The following is a 16,924-nucleotide window of genomic DNA, read 5'->3' as shown; positions in this document are numbered from 1 at the left end:
GGATAGGTGTATGAACTCTTCTGAAAACGCCCTCATTGTGGCGGGACCGACCTGTTCGGGCAAGTCGGCTTTGGCCTTTCATTTGGCAGACCTGTATTGTGGTACGGTCATCAATGCAGATTCCATGCAGGTTTACAGGGAGCTGCGCATCCTCACTGCCCGCCCCGGGGAGGAAGAGGAAGCAGCCATTCCCCATCGTCTTTATGGGGTATTGCCCGCAGCCACACCCGGCAGTGTGGCCTGGTGGCGGGAGCAGGCTCTGGCAGAAATCGCCGCCTGCCGTAGCGCCGGGCGGCTGCCCATCCTCTGTGGTGGCACGGGCATGTATCTCCGTGCCCTGACGGATGGCCTCGTGGAGGTCCCCGACCCCGGAGAAGCAGCCCGGCAGGAGGCCCGGACCCTGCTGGAGGCGATTGGCCCGGAGGCCCTGCACGAAAAGTTGATGCAGGCTGATCCGCAGACGGCCTCCCGTCTTCATCCACAGGATTCCCAGCGTATCAGCCGGGCCTGGGAGGTTCTGGCAGGAACCGGGCGAGGGCTGGCCTCATGGCAGGAGGATAGGGCATTGCCAGCGGCACCCTGCCGTTTCATCTCACTTCAGCTTGATCCCCCCCGGGACGAGCTGCGGGCTTCCATTGTCCGGCGTTTTGATGACATGGTGGCTGCTGGTGCGCTGGATGAGGTGGCGGCCTTGCGGGAGCAGAATCTGCCCGCCAGTCTGCCCGCCATGCGTGCCCATGGTGTGCCGGAGCTGGGACAGGTGCTGGAGGGGCAGTGCAGCCTGGAGGACGCCCGGCTGGCTGCTACCCGTGCCATTGGCCGCTATACCCGCCGGCAGGCTACATGGTTCCGACACCATAGGCTGAGCCGGGAGGGAGATGGCGAAATAATATTTCAAAGAACCAGTGGAAGAGAGTTCTTTTCGAGTAAAAAAATGCGCGAAATTGAATATTTTATATCATCCAGAATTGACGGACCCGCTCCGGAACGATAGAGCAGAAGCGTTGCGTTAAACGGCGAAAGGACAGACGCCATGCCTGCCAGCGAGACAGCTCCCATGATGGCAACAGGTGCTGAAGTCATTCTGCGTGTTCTTGAGGAAGAAGGCGTGGATGTCATTTTCGGTTATCCCGGCGGTGCGGTCCTTCCCATTTACGATGCTCTCTTCAAACAGAAGAAGATCCGGCACATTCTGGTCCGGCACGAGCAGGCGGCAACCCATGCGGCCGAGGCCTATGCCCGTTCCACCGGCAAGGTCGGTGTGGTGCTGGTGACATCCGGCCCTGGTGCGACCAATGCCGTGACCGGCCTGATGGATGCGAAGATGGATTCCATCCCGCTGGTCTGTCTGGCCGGACAGGTGCCCGTGCCGCTGATCGGCAAGGATGCGTTTCAGGAAGCGGACATGGTGGGCATCACCCGGCCTGCGACCAAGAAGAGTGTTCAGGTGCGGGAAGCCGAGGCTCTGGCCCCAACAATCCGGGAGGCTTTTGCTCTGGCCCGTTCCGGCCGTCCCGGCCCGGTTCTGGTGGACCTGCCCAAGAACATCACGGTGTCCGAAGCACCCCTGCCGCCCCGTCCGGCGGAAGCAGCAGAGGGAAAGGCGACTCCGGCTCTGGATGCTCAGGCGGTCAGCCAGGCCGTCGAGGCCATGAAGAAGGCCCGCAAGCCTCTGCTTTATGTTGGTGGTGGTGTCATCAATGCCGGGCCGGAGGCGGCAAAGCTGCTGCGCCAGCTGGCAGAGAAGACCGGTTTCCCCGTGACATCCACCCTGATGGGGTTGGGGGCCTATCCGTCTTCCAGTGATCATTTTCTGGGGATGCTGGGCATGCATGGTGCCGTGGAAGCCAACATGGCGGCCCATGACTGCGACGTACTGGTCGCCTTGGGTGCCCGGTTTGATGACCGGGTGACGGGCCGTGTTGACGGGTTCTCTCCCCATTCCTTCAAGATACAGGCGGACATTGATCCCCGGGAATTCGGCAAGATCATCAAGGTTGATGTGGCTCTGAAGGGGGACCTGAAGGCCACGCTGCACGCTCTTCTGGAAGGCTGGGGAGACAGTGCAGCCCCGGACCTGTCCGGCTGGTGGCAGGAGATCGACCAGTGGCGGGCTGTTGACGGTTTCGGGTTCGAGCAGGACGGGGCCGCCACGGCCACCATCAAGCCGCAATATGCCATCAGCCGCCTGTATGAGCAGGTGAAGGCCAGCGGGCGGGACTGCTTCGTTTCCACCGAGGTGGGGCAGCATCAGATGTGGGCCGCCCAGCATTTCGGGTTTGATGAGCCCAATCACTGGCTGACATCCGGTGGTCTGGGCACGATGGGTTACGGTCTGCCTGCTGCCGTGGGGGCACAGATCGCCCACCCTGACGGGCTGGTGATTGATATTGCCGGCGAGGCATCCACCCTGATGAATATTCAGGAGCTGGGAACCATTGCCCAGTACCGCTTGCCGGTGAAGATCTTCATCCTGAACAACCAGTATATGGGCATGGTGCGGCAGTGGCAGGAGCTGGTGCATGATTCCCGTTATTCCCAGTCCTACAGTGCAGCCCTGCCGGATTTCGTGAAGCTGGCGGAATCGTTCGGCATCCGTGGTCTGCGGGTCGAGACGCTGGGCGGGCTGGATGAGGCCATCGAGACCATGCTGACCCATGAGGGACCGGTGCTGGTGGATGTGCATGTGGAGCAGGAAGAATGCTGCTTCCCGATGATCCCGTCCGGGGCCAGCCATGACCAGATGCTTCTGGGGCCGGGGCGTGTTTTCGGTGGGGCCGAGCTGACAGAAGAAGGCAAACGCCTCGTCTGAATGAAGTTTTGCCGGTCATCCTGCTCCTGTTCCGGGGTGGGAAGGCTGGATGGAGTGTTTCATGTCCGGGGAGTGTCTCCCCATCTGGGGCAGGATGATTGAGGGGCCTGCACCCGTTGTGAGGAAGGAAAAAAGTCATGCGTGTTTATTATGATCGTGATGCAGACATCAATCTGATCTGTGAAAAGAAGGTCGCCATCATCGGGTATGGCAGCCAGGGTCATGCCCATGCCAACAACCTGCGTGACAGCGGTGTGAAGGATATCGTTGTGGCGCTGCGCCCGGAATCCAAGGCAAAGGCCAAGGCGGAGGCAGCGGGTTTCCGTGTCGTTACCCCGGCCGAAGCCGCAGCCTGGGCTGATGTCGTGATGATCCTGACACCGGATGAAGGCCAGGCCGCCCTGTACAAGGAACAGCTGGCCCCGAACCTGAAGCCCGGCACGGCTCTGGTGTTTGCTCATGGTCTGGCCATCCATTTCCGTCTGATCGAGCCGAGCCCCGAGATGGACGTGTTCCTGATCGCTCCGAAGGGCCCTGGCCATACTGTGCGTTCTGAATACCAGCGTGGCGGTGGTGTGCCCTGTCTGGTGGCCGTGCATCAGGATGCTTCCGGCCAGGCCAAGGATGTAGCTCTGGCTTACGCTTCCGCTGTTGGCGGCGGCCGTGCTGGCGTGATCGAGACCAGCTTCCGTGAGGAAGTGGAAACAGACCTGTTTGGTGAGCAGGCTGTGCTGTGTGGTGGTACGATCGAGCTGATCAAGGCCGGGTTTGAGACACTGGTGGAAGCAGGCTACGCACCGGAGATGGCCTATTTCGAGTGTCTGCATGAGATGAAGCTGATTGTGGACCTGCTGTATGAGGGCGGCATTTCCAACGTCAACTACTCCATCTCCAATACGGCGGAGTATGGTGAGTATGTCAGCGGGCCGCGCGTTGTGACCCCGGCCGCCAAGGAGGCCATGCGTGAGGTGCTGAAGGACATCCAGAATGGAACCTTCGTGCGCAACTTCATTCTGGAGAACCAGTCCGGTAATGTGGGCTTCAAGGCGTCCCGTGCCCGTGATGAACAGCATCAGATTGAGCAGGTTGGCGCAAAACTGCGTGAGATGATGCCGTGGATCGCCAAGAACAAGCTGGTTGACAAGACCCGCAACTGAGGTCCGATGACCGGTCTTTACGAATGGGGAGGATTTTCCTCCCCATTTTTTATTGTGGCTTCATTTGGGCATTTTCTGTTCAGAAAGAAAGAATAGAGTTGCGTTGAGGGTTATATTCCCCTAGAGGTCAACCCTTCCGCTCCTTCATTGGGGGAGGATGCGGCAATCTGCTGGTTCAGGGGTACGTTATGGACGCACTTGCTCGACTGGGGATGGAATCGGACCTTCCGAGAGATATCCAGAATACTGAGGCAATCGATACAATCGCTGATTGTAAGGACTTTTTCATCAAGCGTGATGGGATCACCTACGCAGGGAACCATCTCCTCATCGATTTCTGGAATGCCAGAAATCTGGATGACCCCGATCAGATTGACGCCACTCTGAGGCGTGCTGCCGAGGCAGCCGGGGCGACCATTCTGCATGGTCATTTCCACCATTTCACACCCAATGGCGGTGTATCTGGTGTGCTGGTACTGGCCGAAAGCCATATTTCCATCCATACATGGCCCGAGCGTCATTTCGCCGCTGTCGACATTTTCATGTGCGGTGTGTGCGATCCCAACATGTCCGTCCCTGTCATGCAGGAGCTGTTTCAGGCAGGACGTGTGGAGATTGATGCTTTCAGGCGTGGACGTGTCAGCTCGACACGGCATACGGGCCGGTAAGCCGGATAGGGAAAGGCCAGGGGGTTTTTCCCTCAATTTCCAATGGATTCCATGGAGTGTTCCTGTTCGCTGGCCAGCGTCCATGCTGGAGGGGGAGCAGGGGTAAGGAGCGGCGTCTGTGCCGGCCTCCCCGTGATGGAGGGCGGCAGGCGTCGTTGATTGAAGAAAGGATGCCGCCATGACATCTGGCACGTCTTCCGGGACCTGGTTCAACGAGGCCCTCTATCCCGATTGGGGCCAGCGTTTCAGGGTTGTGAAAGAACTGGCCTACAGGAAGTCCCCGTTTCAGGACATCCGCATTTTCGAGAGCAGCAGCCATGGCCGTGTGCTGGTGCTGGACGGTATCGTGCAGATCACGGAGCGGGATGAGTTCATCTATCAGGAGATGCTGGCTCATGTGCCGCTCTTCATGCATCCGAACCCAAAACGTGTTCTCATCATCGGGGCCGGTGATGGTGGTGTGCTGCGTCGTGTTCTCCAGCACAGGACGGTCGAGAAAGCCGTCATGGTGGAAATTGATGGTGACGTGATCGAACTCTCCAAGCAACACCTGCCGATGTTTGGCAAGGATGCGTGGAATGACCCGAGGGCTGAGGTCATCGTTGGGGACGGGATCGATTACGTCAAGAAATCTGGTGATGCAGCCTTTGATGTCATCATCGTGGACAGCACGGATCCGATCGGCGTGGGTGATGTGCTTTTCACGGATGATTTCTATGAGAACTGCGCCCGCATCCTTTCGGATGAAGGGATCATCGTCAATCAGTGTGGCGTGCCGTTCCAGCAGGCAGATGAGCTGCGGGAAACAACGGCCCGTCGTGCGAAATTCTTCCCGCATGTCACGGCCTATCTGGCTGCCGTGCCAACCTATGTTGGTGGGTTCATGACACTGGGCATGGCCAAGAAGGGGGCTCCGCCGCACCGTCCGGACGTGGTCGAGCTGGCCCGTCGTGCACAGGGCATTGCGGAAGGCTGCCAGTATTGGACGCCAGAGGTGCATGTTGCCTCTTTCAGCCTGCCCCCCTATATCGCCCAGAACCTCCCTCGTTCATGAGGCCATAGAGAAGGATCCCCACCATGCGCCGGACTACAATCGCAGACTTCCAGACCATGAAGGATGAGGGTCGGCGGATCGCCATGCTCACGGTCTATGATTACGCTTCGGCCCTGATTGCCGAGCAGGCGGGCGTGCCGGTCATTCTGGTGGGGGATTCTCTGGGCATGGTCATGCAGGGGCGGGATACGACCCTGCCCGTGCGTGTGGAGGACATGATCTATCATGCACGGATGGTCCGCCAGGGCAGCCATAAAGCCCTTATTGTGGTCGACCTGCCCTTCCTTTCCTATGCTACCGAGCAGGATGCCGTGGATGCGGCCCGCCGTGTGATGCAGGAGGGTGGTGGACAGGCCCTGAAGCTGGAAGGCGGCCGGGAGATTGCCCCGGTCGTGCGTCGGCTGACGGAAATGGGTGTGCCCGTCATGGGGCATCTGGGTCTGACACCGCAGTCCCAGCATCAGATCGGCCTGCGGGCGCAGGCAAAGCAGGTCGAGGCCGCCCGTAAACTTCTGGATGATGCCCGTGCGCTGGAGGAGGCCGGAGCTTTCGGTATTGTGCTGGAGGTCATTCCCGCCGAGCTGGCCGAGCTGGTTTCCAGAACCCTGACCATTCCGACCATCGGGATCGGAGCCGGGCCGGGTTGTGATGGGCAGGTCCAGGTCTGGCATGACGTGCTGGGTCTTTTCGAAGGCAAATCCCCTCGTCATGCCCATCGGTTTGCTGAAATCGGAGAGCAGATGGTTGGAGCCTTGTCCCATTATGTCCGGCAGGTTGAGGAAGGCTCTTTCCCGACACAGGCACAGAGCGTGAGCATGAAGTCGGATGTACTGGCCAGCCTGAAGGCGGGGGAATGACCAGCTCCCCCAGGTGGGGAACGTGGTGAAGCCTTGCCCGGGCCCGGATTGTCAGACGGGGATGAAGCTGGCAGAGTGGTGAACTTCCCCTGTATTTACAGGATAAAACAGAATGACGGATGAAACATTGAAGTCCAGCCCCCTTCAGGCGCTGCATGAAGAGCTGAAGGCCACGATGGGATGCTATGCAGGCTATGCCCTGCCCGAGCATTACCCTCTCGGCATGGAGGTGGAGCATCTTCATACCCGCAAGCAGGCGGGGCTGTTTGACATCTCCTTTCTGGGGCAGGTCCGTATCCGTGCAAAAGAGGATAATGCCGCTGTTGTTGCTGAGGCGCTCGAAGCCCTGATGCCCCTGGACATCATGGGGCTTGAGAAGAACCGGGTCCGTTATGGCCTGTTGACGACTGATCAGGGCGGCATCCGGGATGATCTGGCCATTTCCCGTCAGGAAGAAGAGTTCATCCTGACACTCAATGGCCAGAACAGGGAAGACAATGCTGATTATCTCGAAAATGCCATTGGCAATGATTGCAGGCTGATCCGGGAATTTGACCGGGCCATGCTGTCTCTTCAGGGCCCTCTGTCGGCCGAGGTTCTGGCCCGTGTGCTGGACCAGACGACCATCATGGGGATGCGGTATCGGGACAGTCTGGCCATGCAGTGGGAGGGTGGCAGCCTCATTGTATCCCGTTTCGGTTATACGGGTATGGAAGGGTTCGATCTTTCTCTGGAGGCCAGTCAGGCTGAAGCCTTTGCCCGCCGTCTGCTGGACGATCCCGATGTGGCTCCGGCCGGGCTGGAGACACGGAACAGCCTGCGGATGGAAGCCGGGCTGTGTCTGTATGGGGCGGACATCGACAAAACCACATCTCCGGTGGAGGCCGCTCTGGTCAGCAGCATAGCTGCCTGTCGCCGGGCCGGCGGAGCACGGGCGGGGGGGTACCCTGGTGCCGGGACGATCGAAGGGCAGATGGAACATGGCGTATACCGCCAGCGCGTTGGTCTGCGTCCGGAAGGGGACGTGCTGCTGGGTGGCGGTGTGGAACTCTTCTCGGATGAAGGAAGGACAGACCGGGTCGGGCGCATTACGTCTGGCTGTTTCAGTCCGACCCTGCGGGCCATGATTGCCATGGCGTATGTCACACCATCCCATGCAGCAGAGGGTACGGTGCTTTACGCCGCCGATGCGGACGGGCAGCTCCACAAGGTTTCTGTCACGGCTTTGCCCTTCGTCCCGCAGACGGCCCGCTGAGCAGAAGACACCTGAGTGAAAGTTTATGAACAGGGCTTTACACGGCCCTGTTTTTTGGTGAGGCTCGCATTCATGCAGGGCTTGAGGCAGGCCTTGTCCGCCTTCTCCCACAGTGGGAGAGGACTGACAGGAATGTGTGTTGCCTCCGGCCATTTTTTTTGCTCAGCGTGGTTCCATCGGCAGCTGGGCGGGGCAACTCAGGGAGAGTCGAAATGAGCGAGAGCATCCATATTCTGGCACTGGTCACCATTGCTGAAGAGAAAGCCGCCCAGCTTGAGAAAGCCGTGCAGGTCTGTGCTGGTCATTCGCTGAAGGAAGAAGCCTGCCAGCGTTACGAAATTTCCCGTGATGCTGAGAAGAAGGGGCGTTTCATGGTCAGCGAGATCTGGGCCAGCAAGGACGGGTTCGAAACCCACCTTGCCAGCAAGCATTTTGGCGCTCTGGCCGGTTTCATCAAGGAGCATGGAGCCGAGCTGGAGGTCATTCGACAGCAGCCTCTGCATCCCGCATCGTAAGCTGGATTAAGGGAGAATCATCACATGGCTGATTATCGTCTTGGAATTGATTTTGGCGGCACGAAAATCGAAATTCTTGCTCTGGACCGCAGTGGCAAGGAAGTGCTGCGCGAGCGTATTCCCAACCCCGGGGTTTATGACAAGGCCATCGAGGCCATCCGGGACCTGGTGCTGAAGGCTGAGGACCAGATCGGCTGTGTGCCTGCCCATCGCATCACGGGGACTCAGCTGACATCCACTCTGGGCATCGGCATCCCCGGGTCCCTGTCCCCCGAGACAGGCCTGGTCCGCAACTCCAACGCTACATGGCTGAACAACAATGCCTTCAAGCGTGATGTGGAGGAGAGTCTTGGCCGTCCCGTGCGTGTTGAAAATGATGCCAACTGCTTCGCTTTGTCCGAAGCTGCTGATGGCGCTGGTGCCGGTTATTCCGTCGTTTTGGGCGTGATCATCGGGACAGGCATGGGCGGTGGCATCGTGGCCAATGCTCGGGTGCTCTCCGGTCATCATCACATCGCCGGTGAATGGGGTCATATCCCTCTGCCGTGGGCAAAGCCGGAAGACATGCCCATGCGGAAGTGTTTCTGTGGCAATGAGGGCTGTCAGGAGCGCTATCTCTGTGGCCCGGCACTGGCTGCGGAATGGAAGGGTGAAGGCAACCGCTCCCCGAACGGAATTGAAGAGGCGGCCCGTAATGGGGATGAAGCTGCCATCCGTGCGCTGGACCTCTACATGGACCGTTTCGCCCGGGCCTGTGCGCAGGCTGTCAATTTCCTCGATCCTGATGTGATCGTGCTGGGTGGTGGCGTGTCCAATCTTCCCAGCATCTACGAGCGTGTGCCCAAGCTGCTGCCCCGTTATGTAATTACATCGCCTTGCACGACACCGATCGTGCAGAACCGTCATGGTGACAGTTCTGGTGTGCGTGGGGCTGCCTGGCTGTGGGATGTAGCCGAAAATGGCATTTCCAAGAAAAATGCCTGATCCGGCATTGCCAGCCGCATGAGGCAAGGGCCTGCTCCTTCAGGGGGCAGGCCCTTTTTTCATGGGGGCGGCTATCATGAAAAAAAACCGCCTGCCCCTCATGGAAAGGCAGACGGTCTGTTCCGATGGTGCGCTGGCCAGCCCTTCCTGCCCCGGCTAGGAGCAGGAAGAACGGGGTGGCTCAGACGGAGTAGTACATCTCAAACTCAACCGGATGCGGTGTGTGCTCAAAGCGGTATACGTCCTGCATCTTCAGCGTGATGTAGCTTTCGATCTGGTCCTTGGTGAAGACATCACCTTCCAGAAGGAAGGCATGATCGGTCTTCAGGGCCTCCAGAGCTTCACGCAGGGAGCCGCAGACAGTCGGAATCATGTTCAGCTCTTCCTGCGGCAGCTCGTACAGGTCCTTGTCCATGGCTTCGCCCGGGTGGATCTTGTTGCGGATGCCGTCCAGACCAGCCATCAGCATGGCACTGAAGGCAAGGTAGGGGTTGGCTGTCGGGTCGGGGAAGCGGACCTCGACACGCTTTGCCTTCGGGCTTGTAGCGTAGGGGATACGACAGGATGCAGAGCGGTTGGCGGAGGAATAAGCCAGCAGCACAGGGGCTTCAAACCCCGGAATCAGCCGCTTGTAGGAGTTGGTGGAGGGATTGGTGAAGGCATTCAGTGCCTTGGCGTGTTTGATGATCCCGCCAATGTAATACAGGGCCTCATCGGAAAGGTCAGCATAGCGCTTGCCAGCAAAGAGCGGCTTGCCGTCCTTCCAGACGGACTGATGCACATGCATGCCGGTGCCGTTGTCGCCATAGATGGGCTTCGGCATGAAGGTGGCCGTCTTGCCGTAGGAATGGGCGACATTGTGCACGCAGTATTTGTAGATCTGCATGAAGTCGGCTGACTTCACCAGTGTGGCGAAGGCCGTGCCCAGCTCGTGCTGGCTGCGGGCCACTTCATGGTGATGCTTCTCGATCGGCAGACCCATCTCGCCCATGGTAGCCAGCATCTCGGCGCGCAGGTCATGTTCGCTGTCCACCGGCGGAACAGGGAAATACCCACCCTTGCGGGCCGGGCGATGGCCCATGTTGCCTTCCGGGTAGTCCTTCAGGGCAGCTTCCGGCCCTTCGATGCTGTCGAGGTGGTAGGTGCCGTAATTCTCACCCGTGCCGAAGCGGACACTGTCGAAAATGAAGAACTCGGCTTCCGGGCCGAAGAACGCCGTATCACCCAGGCCACTCTTCTTCAGGTAGGCTTCGGCCTGTTTGGCTGTCGCACGGGGGTCACGATTGTAATAGCCGCCCGTTCTGGGGTCGATGATGTCGCAGATCAGGATGAGCTGCGGGCGGGCGGAGAAGGGGTCGACCACGGCTGTTTCCGGGTCCGGCAGCAGGACCATGTCGGACTCGTTGATGGCCTTCCACCCCTGGATGGAGGAGCCGTCAAACATGAAGCCTTCCGTGAAGGTGTCCTCTTCAATGGTGCGGACCGTCTGCGTGGTGTGCTGCCATTTGCCCTTCGTGTCGGTGAAGCGGAGATCAACGAACTCGATGCCGTGCTCTTCGATCAGCTCAAAAACGCGCTGGATGGCGGCTTTCTGAGGGGAAGGGCGTTGTGCGGAAGGAGAGGAAACTGCTTTTTTCGCCATGGCTGCGTGCCTCGCAATTTTTGGACTGATACCAAAACGATTAGGGGACAATTGGCCATCTGTCGAGTGCTTGCTCATAAACTTCATTTTATGAGACAGTGCTGCCTCAGTTTTTTATAATCCCCGGCATCTGTGCCGTATGGAAAATCCATCTGGTGGTCATGTCTGCGCCTTCCCCTGTAAAAATATCCGACGCCCTTTTTTTTCATGAGACCCTGCCATGGACACCTGATGACGTGAACCGTCAGCTTGCCAGCAGTCTTGCTGGCATGGATGACGGGGAGCTGTTTCTGGAATACCGGGAAGAAGAGACGCTGGGGCTGGAAAATGGCCTGCTGCGGACGGCTGGTTTCAACCGCTCTTCAGGGTTTGGCCTGCGGGGTGTCACGGGCAGCCAGACCATCTTTGCCCACTCGGATCTTCTGGGGATGGGGGCGTTGCGGCGTGCCGCCGAGGGGCTGGGCAGTGTAGAGCGCATGGCTCTCCGACCGGACCAGCAGGCCCCTTCCCGCCTGCAGGAGGTTGCGGCGGCAGATGGACGGGCCTCTCTTTATGGTGCAGCACATCCGCTTGAGGGGGGGGATTTCTCACAGCGTGCGGCGTTGCTGGGAGAGATTGAGGCCTATGGGCGAGGGTTGGACCACCGTGTCGTGCAGGTGAATGTGACCCTCAACACGCAGTGGCAGGTCGTGCGGATCATGCGTCCTGCGTTTCTTCAGGAGGGGCATGCAGGGCCGCTGGTGGATGTCCGTCCGCTGGTCCGGCTCGATGTTTCCGTGGTGGTGGAGCAGGGCGGACGGCGGGAGAGTGGCCGTGCCGGACAGGGAGGGCGGTATGCTCTGTCCCGCCTTATGGAGCCGTCCTGCTGGCAGGCCATGACACAAGAGGCCCTGCGGCAGGCCCTGGTGACGCTGGAGGCCGTGGCGGCTCCGGCAGGGGACATGCCGGTTGTGCTGGGGGCCGGCTGGCCCGGGATTCTGTTGCATGAGGCTGTCGGGCACGGGCTTGAGGGTGATTTCAACCGCAAGGGTACGTCTGTTTTTTCCGGGTGCGTGGGCCAGCGTATTGCTGCCCCGGGGGTGACTGTTCTGGATGACGGCACCTTGCCGGAGCGGCGTGGCTCCCTGAACATGGATGATGAGGGAACTCCCACCAGCCGGACCGTGCTGATTGAAGACGGGATATTGCAGGGATACATGCAGGACCGGCTGAATGCCCGCCTGACATCAGTAACGCCAACAGGGAATGGCCGCCGTCAGTCCTATGCCCATGCGCCGATGCCGCGCATGACCAATACCATCATGGCGGGGGGACAGGCCTCGGAGGAGGAAATGATCCGCTCCACGAAGAAGGGCCTGTATGCCCGCAATTTTGGTGGCGGGCAGGTTGATATCACCTCTGGCAAATTCGTGTTTGCTGCTTCGGAAGCCTATCTGATTGAAGATGGCCGGGTTACGGCACCAGTGCGTGGGGCGACGCTGATTGGCAGTGGAGCAGCGGTGATGGAGCAGATCAGCATGATCGGCCCCGCCATGGAGCTGGACCCGGGCATAGGGACATGTGGCAAGGCCGGGCAGGGTGTGCCTGTTGGTGTGGGGCAGCCCATGCTGAAGGTGAGTGGCCTGACAGTTGGAGGGACAGCGTCCTGATGACTATCTGGAAACAGACCATTGGTCTGGTTTTCCCCGGGGCTGTCCCGGATAGATAAAACAAATGGAATATGTTTCAGATATAAATAATTTTTCATTTCTCTATTGCAAACTATCTTTTTGCTGTCGTAATGTTTTCTCATCACAACAATGGGATGATGGTTTATCGTGATGAAGACGTCCGTGCGTTACGCAGCCCTTCTGTCCAGTCTCTTTGCAGGTACTTTCGGTGCCTGTGCAGATGTGCATGCTGCGGAGACGGCTGTGGCGGCCAGTAACGGTAACGGAGCAGGTGACAGCTCGGCCCAGAAAACGGGCAAAGCTACCCAGCCGGCCAGCGCAGCTGCGGGGACGACTGTTGCGGCTTCTTCCCATGAGGCTGCTGCCCAGAAGCCGGTCGTGTCCATTGCGGAGAAACCAGCCTCCAAGCCGTTGCCGGAGCAGTGGTATACGGGGTCCCTCTATTCTCCCTCACCAGCTCTGCCTGTCCCGGGCATGATTGCTGTGGAGCCTTATGTAGCGGCTGGCCTGCCTGCCGGTGCGTTTGATTCCAACGGGCATCTCAATACCCGGAAGGGAGCCGGGGGGCAGCATTCCATTTCCCAGTTTTCGCTGGCGAAATATGGTATTACGGACCATCTGTCCATCTATCTGCTGCCGACATATAGCTATAGCTGGGGGAATCATACCAAACACTCCGGCCTGAAGTTTAATGATCTGCCGGTGGAGTTCCAGTACCGTCTGACACCGCATTATACGCCGTCCATCACGCTTTATTTTGGTGTGAATACCCCGACAGGTGATTACAAGAACCTTTCCAATGCGTCAGAGGGGGTTGGCCAGGGTGTCTGGGCACTTCGCTATGGTGTGCACAGCCAGTTTGCCCTGCCGTTTTTTGACCATGCAATGCGTGTGCGTCTTTGGGCGCAGGTCCGCCATCCGGTGGCCAGTACGAAACTGCGCAACATCACCAGTTATGGGACAGAGAAAGGTTTCACCGGGCGTGGTCATGCCGGTCCCTATGGGAACGAGGGTGGTTCAGTCGAGCTGGGTATCACCAAGAAGTGGGTGTTTGCGCTGGACCTGTACCATACCTGGGCTACATCCAGTTCGGTCAATGGGTACAATGTTTATTCAAAGAAATACATCAACTCTCGGACGGGTTGGTCTGGTGCCTTCAATGTCGGGCCTGGGATTGAATATAACTGGACGTCGAGTGTTGGTGGGATTGTCGGTGTGATCCTGCCGGTGGCCGGGCACAATACGTCCCGGTCCATCTCACCGGAAGCCGCTGTGTTTGCCGTGTTCTGATCAGCTCTTCATCGGACAGGAAAAACCCCCACCTGATTTTCAGGCGGGGGGTTTTTTTGTTTCAGCCCTGTGGGAGGAAGAAGATTCTGAAAATGCTCTTCAGGATGAAGGGAATGCCATACTGAATGGCCAGGAGCAGGATGAGGGGGGAGAAGTCCATCATGCCTGTGTCTGGTAGAATATTGCGGATGGGTTGCAGAACGGGCTCCACAAGCCTTGCCAGTATCTCAAGAAGGCTACTCATGAAGCGGTTGGTCTGAGGGTTTATGACGCCAAAACCGATGGCCATGGAGGCAAGGCAGTAGGCAAGGATGATCCATGTATAAACATCCAGCACCACCATGAGGAGATTGATGACCTGGAGATAGATGATGGCAGCATGCACAGGCGGATATCCTTCCTGATGGCGTGAGGAGATGCAGACCCACACATGTAACAATCTTCTGCATGGCTGGCGAGACCAATTGCTGGGCAGTCACGACTTGACAGTTCATGGCGTGCATGGTGTCTTGAACGGCAGATTGTGGGGCTATAGCTCAGTTGGGAGAGCGCCTCGTTCGCAATGAGGAGGCCAGGGGTTCGACTCCCCTTAGCTCCACCACGATTTTCCTGAAAAACAGTTTGGGATGGCATCGGGGAAGAGGGCTGGGACTGGTTCACTGTTTCAGTCCCGGGGGCCGTCTTGCTTTACGGTGTTGCTGGGATGGATCTGGAGATATGCTCCGCCAGCTGTATTACGAGTTTCCGCATCAGTGCGGCCGTATCGGCATCTGTCCTGACAGGCCCGTTGGCAGCGAGATGCGCAATGTTGCGGACCATCGGTTTGTGGCGATCATGCGGAACAATGGCCCAATGGGCGTTCAGTATGGCATGACCACTCACATCCACATCGAATTCGGAAATGGCAACCATGATCTGCATGTCGGCTGCCTGGGCCAGGGGCTGGTCCGTCACCAGGATGTCATGCTGGGAGGCAGCCACTTCGTTGGTGATCAGGTCCGTAATGCCAAGGGACAGGCGGGATGCCCAGCGGGAGTTGGGGCTGCGGCGGATTTCCTCCCCCTGACGGGTGATGATCTCCTGGCTGTCCAGATAGTCCGGCATGATGATCCGGCTGATCTGCACGATGGTTGTTTGCGGAGACACCTGGAGGGATTTCGTATCGGTATGGACAGGAATGCCGAGCGTATAGATGTGCAGCTGGGGAGATGCACAGCCTGCAAGCAGGGTGCAGCTTCCCAGAAGGGCAAGAACAGTACGGCGTGATGGAAACATCATGGGTGGCGTCCCATAAGCAGAAGTTGCGGATTGCGTTCCACATCGTTGGCGAACCCACGGAGAGAGGAAGCCGTTGCGGCAATATCCCGCAGCGCAGCATCCAGATTGGCTCGGTCCACGGAACGGGCGGAGAGAATGTCCTGCAGGGCCTCCAGCGTGGCTGTGGCGGAGAGGAGTGTCCTGTGGATATCCTTGCCACGCATTTCAAGCTGGTTGGTACCTGTATCAAACAGTCGGTCCAGTTTTGCCAGTGACCCATCCAGCTGGGTATGCAGGTCCCTGATGGTGGCAGTAGCAACCTGCATGGTTTCCTGCGACTGGTCGGATGTTCTCTTCAGGCTGGCAATGAGGCCGGGCAGGTCCTGGCGCAGGCCCTCGCTCAGCTCCGTGACGGATAGCAGGGCGGAATCAGCATGCTGGCTGATATCCTTGATGGGAATCTGCTCCAGTGTGTTTTTCAGCTTCTCCATGGTGGAGAGCCGGACAGGAATCTCCGGCAGTTTTGTGATGCGGGGATGCAGCGTGGCGGGAACGGATTTGTCGAAGTCCAGTTCGATGTTGGATTGTCCCGTCACGAGGCTCTGCAGGTTCAGCCCGGCGCGCAGGCCATTGTCAATCATTGTCTGGAAATTGACCTGCTTGCCCCCCGCATCGTCCTGGACAACATGCATCTGCCCGGTCTCCAGAGTAATGATGACCGGGATATAGGCTTTGTGGTCCTGTGGGTCGAAATGCAGGGTGATGCTCTGGACGGATCCGACCTTCACACCACGGAAATTGACCGGGGCCCCGACAGACAGGCCAGCAATGGAGTTCTGGAACACCACGGCAACGTCCCGTGTTTTGGAGAAGAGGCGGAGATGCCCGAATGTCATGATGATGAACAGTAGCAGCACGCCCCCAAGGACGACAAAGATGCCGATCTGGGTTTTTCTGTTGGTGGTTTCAGACATGCTGTTCGGCCTTCTGTTCTGTCTGGGAAGGGATGGAAGCAGAGCGGTGCATGAAGGCCGTCACCTCCGGGAGGGTACAGCTGTCATGCAGGGCACGGGGTGAGCCACTGGCAATGGGCCTGTGCGTGACAGCATCCAGAAAGATGCCATCATCAGCAATGGTGAAAAGGCTGGGCAGTTCGTGGCTGACAATGACGATCGTAGCCCCAAGTCCGTCACGCAGGGTGAGGATGAGGTCATCCAGCCGGGCGGAGGTGATCGGGTCCAGCCCGGCGGAGGGTTCGTCAAAAAAGAGGATGTCCGGCTCCAGCGCAATGGCCCGGGCCAGTCCAGCCCGTTTTTTCATGCCGCCGGAAATCTCGTAGGGGAAGAGATCGATGGCATGCTCCATCCCCACCAGCCCCAGTTTCAGGCGGACGAGATGGTCTATGGCATCAGGCTTGAGGTCCGTGAACATCTCCAGCGGCAGGGCGACATTCTCGCCCACGGTCATGGAGCTCCACAGCGCACCACTCTGGAAGAGAACGCCATAACGGCGGTTGATGGCCGTGCGGTGGGCGTCATCCTGCTCCCAGTAATTTTCCCCACCCACCATGATGTGCCCTGCCGTGGGGCGCAGAAGACCGATCATGCTCCTCAGCAGGGTGCTTTTGCCGCAGCCGGAGCCCCCCATGACAGCAAAGATGGAGCCTTTTTTTAGGTCGAATGACACATTCTGCTGGATGATCTTGGGCCCGAAAGAGAGTTGCAGATCACGGACGGAAATGAGAGTTTCTCTATCAGACATCA

16 protein-coding genes and 1 tRNA gene are annotated in these 16,924 nt (G+C 58.7%); 12 read left to right on the top strand and 5 right to left on the bottom strand.

The window, feature by feature from the left end; genetic code table 11:
• Nucleotides 1-10: 10 nt before the first annotated feature.
• The 9 genes from miaA (at nucleotide 11) to DTJ15_RS07340 (ending at nucleotide 9,302) form a co-directional block, all read left to right on the top strand.
• Entirely contained in the window at nucleotides 11-994 is a 984-nt protein-coding gene (gene miaA, locus DTJ15_RS07380) for a tRNA (adenosine(37)-N6)-dimethylallyltransferase MiaA (RefSeq protein WP_081562452.1), read from the top strand.
• Nucleotides 995-1,033: 39 nt separating this feature from the next.
• The gene (gene ilvB / locus DTJ15_RS07375; RefSeq protein ID WP_248630713.1) at nucleotides 1,034-2,812 is read left to right on the top strand and encodes a biosynthetic-type acetolactate synthase large subunit; all 1,779 of its coding nucleotides are present in this window, start codon (nucleotides 1,034-1,036) and stop codon (nucleotides 2,810-2,812) included.
• A gap of 137 nt (nucleotides 2,813-2,949) precedes the next feature.
• Nucleotides 2,950-3,969: a ketol-acid reductoisomerase gene (gene ilvC, locus DTJ15_RS07370; protein WP_043559191.1), complete on the top strand. Its 1,020-nt coding sequence runs from the start codon at nucleotides 2,950-2,952 to the stop codon at nucleotides 3,967-3,969.
• 188 nt (nucleotides 3,970-4,157) lie between these two features.
• Nucleotides 4,158-4,637, top strand: a complete 480-nt coding sequence (gene speD, locus DTJ15_RS07365) for an adenosylmethionine decarboxylase (protein ID WP_043559194.1) — start codon at nucleotides 4,158-4,160, stop codon at nucleotides 4,635-4,637.
• A 178-nt stretch (nucleotides 4,638-4,815) separates the two neighbouring features.
• Nucleotides 4,816-5,691 carry a polyamine aminopropyltransferase gene (speE, locus tag DTJ15_RS07360; protein WP_081562455.1) on the top strand — a complete coding sequence of 292 codons (876 nt, stop codon included), beginning with the start codon at nucleotides 4,816-4,818 and terminating at the stop codon, nucleotides 5,689-5,691.
• Nucleotides 5,692-5,714: 23 nt separating this feature from the next.
• Entirely contained in the window at nucleotides 5,715-6,548 is an 834-nt protein-coding gene (panB, locus tag DTJ15_RS07355) for a 3-methyl-2-oxobutanoate hydroxymethyltransferase (RefSeq protein ID WP_043559201.1), read from the top strand.
• A 112-nt stretch (nucleotides 6,549-6,660) separates the two neighbouring features.
• Nucleotides 6,661-7,803, top strand: a complete 1,143-nt coding sequence (locus DTJ15_RS07350) for a glycine cleavage T C-terminal barrel domain-containing protein (protein ID WP_043559203.1) — start codon at nucleotides 6,661-6,663, stop codon at nucleotides 7,801-7,803.
• A gap of 212 nt (nucleotides 7,804-8,015) precedes the next feature.
• Nucleotides 8,016-8,318, top strand: a complete 303-nt coding sequence (locus tag DTJ15_RS07345) for a putative quinol monooxygenase (RefSeq protein ID WP_043559206.1) — start codon at nucleotides 8,016-8,018, stop codon at nucleotides 8,316-8,318.
• A 24-nt stretch (nucleotides 8,319-8,342) separates the two neighbouring features.
• A complete protein-coding gene (locus DTJ15_RS07340; RefSeq protein WP_052348982.1) occupies nucleotides 8,343-9,302 on the top strand; it encodes an ROK family protein in 960 nt (319 codons plus the stop codon).
• Between the two features lie 181 nt (nucleotides 9,303-9,483).
• Here the strand turns inward: DTJ15_RS07340 and glnA are convergent, their stop codons facing one another.
• On the bottom strand, nucleotides 9,484-10,944 hold the full coding sequence (gene glnA / locus DTJ15_RS07335) for a type I glutamate--ammonia ligase (protein WP_043559209.1): 1,461 nt from the start codon (nucleotides 10,942-10,944) through the stop codon (nucleotides 9,484-9,486).
• Between the two features lie 161 nt (nucleotides 10,945-11,105).
• Here glnA and tldD point away from each other — a divergent pair, with 161 nt between their 5' ends.
• A complete protein-coding gene (gene tldD, locus DTJ15_RS07330) occupies nucleotides 11,106-12,593 on the top strand; it encodes a metalloprotease TldD (protein ID WP_081563334.1) in 1,488 nt (495 codons plus the stop codon).
• Between the two features lie 171 nt (nucleotides 12,594-12,764).
• Nucleotides 12,765-13,904, top strand: a complete 1,140-nt coding sequence (locus tag DTJ15_RS07325; protein WP_373364559.1) for a hypothetical protein — start codon at nucleotides 12,765-12,767, stop codon at nucleotides 13,902-13,904.
• Nucleotides 13,905-13,965: 61 nt separating this feature from the next.
• Here DTJ15_RS07325 and DTJ15_RS07320 read toward each other — a convergent pair whose 3' ends face one another.
• On the bottom strand, nucleotides 13,966-14,289 hold the full coding sequence (locus DTJ15_RS07320; RefSeq protein ID WP_249109749.1) for a YggT family protein: 324 nt from the start codon (nucleotides 14,287-14,289) through the stop codon (nucleotides 13,966-13,968).
• Between the two features lie 140 nt (nucleotides 14,290-14,429).
• On the opposite strand from DTJ15_RS07320, the gene DTJ15_RS07315 reads away from it, so the two are divergent.
• Nucleotides 14,430-14,505, top strand: a tRNA-Ala gene (locus tag DTJ15_RS07315).
• 86 nt (nucleotides 14,506-14,591) lie between these two features.
• On the opposite strand, the gene DTJ15_RS07310 is transcribed toward DTJ15_RS07315, so the two are convergent.
• The 3 genes from DTJ15_RS07310 to DTJ15_RS07300 are packed head-to-tail and all read right to left on the bottom strand — an operon-like array spanning nucleotide 14,592 to nucleotide 16,922.
• A complete protein-coding gene (locus tag DTJ15_RS07310; protein ID WP_086441836.1) occupies nucleotides 14,592-15,182 on the bottom strand; it encodes a membrane integrity-associated transporter subunit PqiC in 591 nt (196 codons plus the stop codon).
• Complete coding sequence (locus DTJ15_RS07305; RefSeq protein ID WP_043559217.1) at nucleotides 15,179-16,135, bottom strand: MlaD family protein; 957 nt, start codon at nucleotides 16,133-16,135, stop codon at nucleotides 15,179-15,181. The genes DTJ15_RS07310 and DTJ15_RS07305 overlap by 4 nt, the downstream gene beginning before the upstream one ends.
• Nucleotides 16,128-16,922, bottom strand: coding sequence for an ABC transporter ATP-binding protein (locus DTJ15_RS07300; RefSeq protein ID WP_373364560.1), 795 nt, complete (start codon nucleotides 16,920-16,922; stop codon nucleotides 16,128-16,130). The genes DTJ15_RS07305 and DTJ15_RS07300 overlap by 8 nt, the downstream gene beginning before the upstream one ends.
• Nucleotides 16,923-16,924 lie beyond the last annotated feature (2 nt).

This window comes from Parasaccharibacter sp. TMW 2.1891 (assembly GCF_023337675.1).
Lineage (GTDB): Bacteria > Pseudomonadota > Alphaproteobacteria > Acetobacterales > Acetobacteraceae > Bombella > Bombella apis.
The sequence above is the reverse complement of the archived record's forward strand: the minus strand, read 5'-3'. Positions and strand labels throughout refer to the sequence as shown.

Coding starts and splice junctions, on each gene's coding strand:
- DTJ15_RS07345 (WP_043559206.1), top strand. CDS start 8,016: ATGAGCGAGAGCATCCATATTCTGGCACTGGTCACCATTGCTGAAGAG.
- panB (WP_043559201.1), top strand. CDS start 5,715: ATGCGCCGGACTACAATCGCAGACTTCCAGACCATGAAGGATGAGGGT.
- DTJ15_RS07310 (WP_086441836.1), bottom strand. CDS start 15,182: ATGATGTTTCCATCACGCCGTACTGTTCTTGCCCTTCTGGGAAGCTGC.
- speD (WP_043559194.1), top strand. CDS start 4,158: ATGGACGCACTTGCTCGACTGGGGATGGAATCGGACCTTCCGAGAGAT.
- DTJ15_RS07325 (WP_373364559.1), top strand. CDS start 12,765: ATGAAGACGTCCGTGCGTTACGCAGCCCTTCTGTCCAGTCTCTTTGCA.
- DTJ15_RS07350 (WP_043559203.1), top strand. CDS start 6,661: ATGACGGATGAAACATTGAAGTCCAGCCCCCTTCAGGCGCTGCATGAA.
- ilvC (WP_043559191.1), top strand. CDS start 2,950: ATGCGTGTTTATTATGATCGTGATGCAGACATCAATCTGATCTGTGAA.
- glnA (WP_043559209.1), bottom strand. CDS start 10,944: ATGGCGAAAAAAGCAGTTTCCTCTCCTTCCGCACAACGCCCTTCCCCT.
- ilvB (WP_248630713.1), top strand. CDS start 1,034: ATGCCTGCCAGCGAGACAGCTCCCATGATGGCAACAGGTGCTGAAGTC.
- miaA (WP_081562452.1), top strand. CDS start 11: ATGAACTCTTCTGAAAACGCCCTCATTGTGGCGGGACCGACCTGTTCG.
- speE (WP_081562455.1), top strand. CDS start 4,816: ATGACATCTGGCACGTCTTCCGGGACCTGGTTCAACGAGGCCCTCTAT.
- tldD (WP_081563334.1), top strand. CDS start 11,106: ATGTCTGCGCCTTCCCCTGTAAAAATATCCGACGCCCTTTTTTTTCAT.
- DTJ15_RS07305 (WP_043559217.1), bottom strand. CDS start 16,135: ATGTCTGAAACCACCAACAGAAAAACCCAGATCGGCATCTTTGTCGTC.
- DTJ15_RS07340 (WP_052348982.1), top strand. CDS start 8,343: ATGGCTGATTATCGTCTTGGAATTGATTTTGGCGGCACGAAAATCGAA.
- DTJ15_RS07300 (WP_373364560.1), bottom strand. CDS start 16,922: ATGTCTGATAGAGAAACTCTCATTTCCGTCCGTGATCTGCAACTCTCT.